Source organism: Tissierella sp. (genome assembly GCF_052089545.1).
Lineage (GTDB): Bacteria > Bacillota > Clostridia > Tissierellales > Tissierellaceae > Tissierella_A.
Window position 1 is genome coordinate 1 of the sequence record NZ_JBQDAA010000129.1, and the last position, 5,730, is coordinate 5,730.

7 protein-coding genes are annotated in these 5,730 nt (G+C 31.4%); 3 read left to right on the top strand and 4 right to left on the bottom strand.

Annotation, left to right across the window (positions count from 1 at the left end; all coding sequences use genetic code 11):
* Positions 1-643 (bottom strand): hypothetical protein (locus ACTHW2_RS09255; protein WP_442263652.1); only part of this gene is annotated, 643 nt, incomplete at its 3' end.
* A gap of 330 nt (positions 644-973) precedes the next feature.
* On the opposite strand from ACTHW2_RS09255, the gene ACTHW2_RS09260 reads away from it, so the two are divergent.
* Positions 974-1,774 (top strand): hypothetical protein, encoded by an 801-nt coding sequence (locus ACTHW2_RS09260; protein ID WP_442263653.1) that lies wholly within the window; start codon positions 974-976, stop codon positions 1,772-1,774.
* A gap of 80 nt (positions 1,775-1,854) precedes the next feature.
* Here ACTHW2_RS09260 and ACTHW2_RS09265 read toward each other — a convergent pair whose 3' ends face one another.
* A complete protein-coding gene (locus ACTHW2_RS09265; RefSeq protein WP_442263659.1) occupies positions 1,855-2,052 on the bottom strand; it encodes a hypothetical protein in 198 nt (65 codons plus the stop codon).
* Here ACTHW2_RS09265 and ACTHW2_RS09270 point away from each other — a divergent pair.
* Entirely contained in the window at positions 1,988-2,377 is a 390-nt protein-coding gene (locus tag ACTHW2_RS09270; protein WP_442263658.1) for a DUF4489 domain-containing protein, read from the top strand. The genes ACTHW2_RS09265 and ACTHW2_RS09270 overlap by 65 nt on opposite strands.
* Before the next feature lie 111 nt (positions 2,378-2,488).
* On the opposite strand, the gene tkt is transcribed toward ACTHW2_RS09270, so the two are convergent.
* Positions 2,489-4,459, bottom strand: a complete 1,971-nt coding sequence (gene tkt, locus ACTHW2_RS09275; protein WP_442263654.1) for a transketolase — start codon at positions 4,457-4,459, stop codon at positions 2,489-2,491.
* Between the two features lie 151 nt (positions 4,460-4,610).
* Here tkt and ACTHW2_RS09280 point away from each other — a divergent pair, with 151 nt between their 5' ends.
* Positions 4,611-5,300, top strand: a complete 690-nt coding sequence (locus ACTHW2_RS09280) for a response regulator transcription factor (protein ID WP_442263655.1) — start codon at positions 4,611-4,613, stop codon at positions 5,298-5,300.
* A gap of 65 nt (positions 5,301-5,365) precedes the next feature.
* On the opposite strand, the gene ACTHW2_RS09285 is transcribed toward ACTHW2_RS09280, so the two are convergent.
* Entirely contained in the window at positions 5,366-5,686 is a 321-nt protein-coding gene (locus ACTHW2_RS09285) for a hypothetical protein (RefSeq protein WP_442263656.1), read from the bottom strand.
* Between the last annotated feature and the right edge of the window lie 44 nt (positions 5,687-5,730).

The following is a 5,730-nucleotide window of genomic DNA, read 5'->3' on the forward strand; positions in this document are numbered from 1 at the left end:
TTAATATATTAAGATTTCCTTTATTTTTTATCACTTCTAAATTTATATCTTCTCCCTCTATTCCATAAAGTCTTTTTGCTGTAGTCCAACTATTACTGTTAAAACTACTATACTCTATAGAAAATTCATTTCCTGTATCTGTGGCAAAAATTACACATATATTGTTATTTTTATCAACTGACACTTTATATTCTACCTTTAAATCTGATGTTATAATATCTTGGATTGGTGTAAAACTCGTTTCATTTCCATCCCATAAAGCATGCATCAATATACTGTGATCACTATAGTCATTCTTTTTAAGCAAATAAAAGATATGCATATTATTTTCAATTACTTCGATTTTCAAGTCTTTAATTTTTAGTTTTTTTTCTTCCTTCCTGTTTAATAATTTTCCAACCCATTTATTATTTTCCATGGTGCAATAGATTAATTCATTTTTTATATTGCTATATATAATATGAATATTATCTTTTTCAACATAAACTGTAAAGTCAACTACATCATTACTAATGATAGCCACTTCGGTCCACCTTCCATGACTATCCATAATACTGTATTCTAATTCTCTATTATCATTTAATGAAAACTTCCATATCTTATCCTTATTATTTACATATATCCAGGAATATATATTGTCCACAATTATTTCCTCCTTTAAATAATTATTTTTACTCTTTATAATAAACTTTCATTAGATGAGTTTTATACTCAATTCGATGAAAGTCTTTACTTGTCCACTGTTTAGAAAATAGCCTACCACATCCCAAAATAGTTTAATCTTGCAATTGTAAGCTATAGGTAAAATTATACTACTAATATAATTATATTCTAATATGCAGCTTATCGTTCTACATAAAAATATAATTATCTATAATTTTTATTGTCACAACTTGTCCGTATGGACATACTATGTACTATAGTAATTAATTTACTTTATAATTATTATAATTTCTTATAAGGAGGAGAATATATGTCTATTAACGTCAACAAATTTGTACCACGTCCAGGTCTTGTAAATAAACAAGGATGTTTACCAGATCCATCTGAATTAGTTTGCATTGAAGTTCCAAAAGTTTATGATCAGTGCTTAATTAAAAGATGTCTTGTATATGGTAAAGGTCCTGACACAATTACAACAGACTGTGAACTAAGAAGTAATCCTCTTGATAGTCCAAGAAGATATATTGACTCAACAGACTTTAAAGTAAGATTACTTTCACTAGAAAAAATCTCTATTAAAGACAAGCCTGACCACAAGAAAATAATACTTGATTATGTAATAACATTCTGCGCTAACTATATTGATTGTGATGGCGTAAATAAAAGAGAATTATATGAGATTAATAGAACTGATATAATTGGAAAATTCTACTGTCCTGATTCTATATCTCAAATTTCCGGAAATCAAGTAGAAATTAACAACACAAAAAATGAAGACACAAATATTATAAAGCTTGAAATGGTGGCAGATGATTTAGAGGGTAAAATAGTAGAGGATTGTGATGGTAAGGATGTTCTAGATATAACTTTAGGTTATTTTCTTGTTGTAAAATGTCAACTAATTGTCCAAATCCTTATCCCAGCTTATGATTATATTCCGGATTTAGAAGAACCTTCTGAAGAAGAACCAGAAGAAGATCCATGTGAAGTATTTGATAATTCACCGGTTCCCGATTTCCATCCAGCCCAAGATTTAGAACCATTGTTTCCAGAGTCTGATGATTATAGTCATACAAACAAAAAGAAATATATTGACAAAGTAAAGAAATAAATAATATCAAAAAATTGATATAATATTTAAAAATAAAATTTAGGAGGCTTATATATGAACTCAAAATCAAGAACTTATTATTATAAAGATGATTGTAATTCTAATAAAAAGTGTGACCCTTGTAAAGGAAAGGAAAAAGAAAATAAAACCAAATGCCCAACTATTATTAAATGTGGCAATCCTGGTGCATCTAACATTCCTGAAGCTACTGTAATAGGAACCGAGTTTACTGCAACTTCTTTAACATTAGATACTTCAGCTTTGTGCAAGCCATGCACTAAATTTGAATTTACCAGTAATATTGTCGCTACTGCATTTACTGGTACAATTAGTTTTCAAGTGTTTAAGCAATGCAATAATCAATTTGCACCTGTCCCTGTAGGTCCTTCATTCACTTATTCAAGCGCAGCGGCAGTTACAGATTCTAAGACATTCTCATTCTTTATATGTGATTGTAATGGCTGTATTAATGAGTGCTGTAACTATACTGTGGTTGCAACTGTAAACGCAGTTACTGCAGGAGTTTTAGCTATTAACAACGCTACACTAGGCGCAATTTCAACATGTGAACTATGCCAATTATGCGACGAATATGATAGATAAAGAATAATTTATAAAACCACCATAACTGGTTATCAAAAAGGAATCAGGCTAACTGAAAATAGTTAGCCTGATTCTCTTTTTACCTTTAGTTAACAATATAATAACTAATATTTATAATTCTAATGCTCTAGCAACTACATTTTCTATAGTAAATCCAAAGTATTCAAATAGTTCAGCTCCAGGACCTGACGCTCCAAAGCTTTCCATTGAGATTATCTTACCATCTAGTCCTACATATTTATACCAACCTAATTCACTTCCCGCCTCTACTGCAAGCCTTTTGCTTATAGACTTTGGAAGTATTTCTTCTTTATATTCTTGACTCTGTTTATCAAACAATCTAAAGCAAGGCATGCTAACAACTCTTGTTCCTATACCTTTTGCCTCTAATAAGTCTGCCGCCTCATATACAAGTTTTACTTCACTTCCTGAAGCTAAAAGTATCATTTGTAGTTTGCTTTTTTCCTTTTTAATTATATATCCACCTTTTAGTGCCTCTTTTCCTGATCCTTCTAAAAGAGGTAAACCTTGTCTACTAAGCGCCAAGCCTGTAGGAGTTTTTTCACTTAATAAAGACGAATACCATGCTGCAGCTGTTTCCCTAGCATCACACGGTCTAAATAGGTTGAAGTTTGGAAGGGCTCTAAACATAGCCGCTTGTTCTATCGGCTGATGAGTAGGTCCATCTTCTCCTACACCTATACTATCATGAGTTAATATATAAGTTACCGGAAGCTCCATAAGAGATGAAAGTCTCATAGAAGGTTTCATATAGTCTGAAAATATAAAGAAAGTTCCACCATATGGTCTGAGTCCTCCATGTAGATAAAGACCATTTACAGCAGCTGCCATAGCGTGTTCCCTAACTCCAAATCTTAGGTTTGTTCCTTTATAGTTTTCTTTAGAAAAATCTTTTCTATCTTTCATATAAGTTTTATTTGAAGGCGCTAAATCAGCAGAACCTCCAATTAAATTTGGAACTCTTTCTGAAAGTCTATTTATAACTATACCAGATGCTTCCCTAGTAGATACATCTTTATCAAAGCTCCAAAACTCTTCAGAGTCTAAATAATCCATTGGAAGTTCTCTATCTAAATAACTTTCAAGTTTTTTAGCTAGTTCTGGATTGTTTTTCCTATATTCTTTGTATAGTTTTTCCCAAGATTCAAAAGATTTACTGCCATTATCCCTTAGTTTTTCCATATGTGTCTTTACATCTTTTGGAACTACAAAATCTTCTTCTGTCCAATGAAAATATTCTTTAGTTCCCTTTAAATCTTCTGGACCTAAGGGTGCTCCATGGGCATCACTTTTACCTTGCTTACTTGGGCTTCCATATCCAATTTCTGTAGTTATTTTAATAAGTGAAGGTTTGTCTAAGTTTTCTTTAGCTTTTGAAACCATCTCATATATCTTTTCTATATCATTTCCATCTTCAACTTCAAAAGTTTCCCAACCTTGAGCATCAAATCTTTTTATTACATTTTCTCTAAAAGCTAGATCCGTTCCACCTTCAATAGTTATAGAGTTAGAGTCATATAGAACTATTAACTTTCCAAGTCCAAGAGTTCCAGCAAGTGAAGTAGCTTCATATCCTACGCCTTCCATCATATCTCCATCTCCAGCTACTACATAGGTGAAGTGATCTATGATTTTCTCATTGTCAGTATTGAATTTTGCTGCTAGGTGAGCTTCTGCCATAGCCATACCTACTGCATTTGCCATTCCTTGTCCTAAAGGACCAGTAGTTGTCTCTACCCCTACAGTGTGTCCATATTCAGGATGTCCTGGTGTTTTGCTTCCAAGTTGTCTAAAGTTCTTTAAATCTTCTATAGTCACACCATAGTCAAAGACGTGAAGCAGTGAATAAAGAAGCGCCGAACCATGTCCTGCTGAAAGTATAAATCTATCTCTATTTATCCAATTTGGGTTATTAGAATCATGATTCATAACTTTTCCCCATAATGTATAAGCCATAGGTGCAGCTCCTAAAGGTAGTCCAGGATGTCCTGAGTTTGCCTTTTGAACAGCATCTGCTGATAGTATTCTAAGCGTATTAATAGTTAAATTATCCATATTCATAAAGTTAATCTTTCCCTTCTTTCATAATTATTCTCTTTAATATCCATATATACTATACCCTTTTTTTTAGGATTTTACCAGTCGTAGTTAAAAAATAAATATTTTTATTATAGATATTATCTAGTATACTAATACTAGGGGTGAAATTTTTATGGAAAACCATACTATTTTAATAGTAGAAGATGAAAAAAATATATCCGACGTAATAAAAGCTTATATGGAAAAAGAAGGCTATAACACTTTCCTTGCTTATGACGGAGAAAAAGCTTTAGAAATCTTTAAAAAAGAAGATATATCTCTTATACTTTTAGATCTTATGATACCTAAAATATCTGGAGAAACTCTTTGTTCAACTATTAGAATTATTTCTGAAGTACCTATTATAATGCTTACAGCTAAATCTGATGAAGATAGTAAGATTGAAGGCCTCGATATAGGTGCTGATGACTATATAGTTAAACCCTTTAGTCCTAGAGAACTAGTAAGTAGAGTAAAGGCCCTTTTAAGACGTACTTATAAAAATAGTACTGTTTTAGCAGAAAAATTAGTCTTTCATGGTGGTTTAGAAATTGATAAAGAAAAGTTTTTAGTCTTAAAAAATGGTAAAACCATAGATTTAACAACAAATGAATTTAAAGTTCTTCTAGTTTTAGCAAGAAATCCTGGAATAGTTTTTTCAAGAGAAAACCTAATCCAAAATGCCTTAGGTGTTGGATATGAAGGTTTTGATAGAACAATAGATACTTATATAAAAAACATCCGTTACAAAATAGAAAAGGATCCTAAAACTCCTAAATATATAGTTACAGTCTATGGCGCAGGATATAAATTTATAGATTAAAAAAAGAGACTAATTTTTCAAATTAGTCTCTTTAGAAAAGCTTTACACTTTAATTTTAAGTTTTATTATCTATGGTGTCTTCTACCCATTCCTCTTCTTTCACCATGACAACCACGGAAGCCATTTTCATTGTGAAATTCATCCATATACTCATAGTGTTCATTCCACTCTTTAGCTTCTTCTTCCGAAATATCTCCATTTTCTAGAGCCTTATCTACATCTTCTTTGTGGTAGTCCATCATGGAATTGTGTCTGTTTTCCATTCTATCTTCATAGTTTCCTTTATTTGTTCTGTTTTCTACTATTCCATCAGATGCATAAGAAAATCCAAATGAACCTATTCCTATCACAGCAACTAATCCTAATATTCCTAATAACTTTTTCATATATACATACCTCCTATGTTTGTTAATTATTAGCTCGTTGCAGA

Excerpts from the sequence above, each read along its gene's own strand:
- ACTHW2_RS09280 (WP_442263655.1), top strand. The coding sequence starts at position 4,611 with ATGGAAAACCATACTATTTTAATAGTAGAAGATGAAAAAAATATATCC.
- ACTHW2_RS09285 (WP_442263656.1), bottom strand. The coding sequence starts at position 5,686 with ATGAAAAAGTTATTAGGAATATTAGGATTAGTTGCTGTGATAGGAATA.
- tkt (WP_442263654.1), bottom strand. The coding sequence starts at position 4,459 with ATGAATATGGATAATTTAACTATTAATACGCTTAGAATACTATCAGCA.
- ACTHW2_RS09260 (WP_442263653.1), top strand. The coding sequence starts at position 974 with ATGTCTATTAACGTCAACAAATTTGTACCACGTCCAGGTCTTGTAAAT.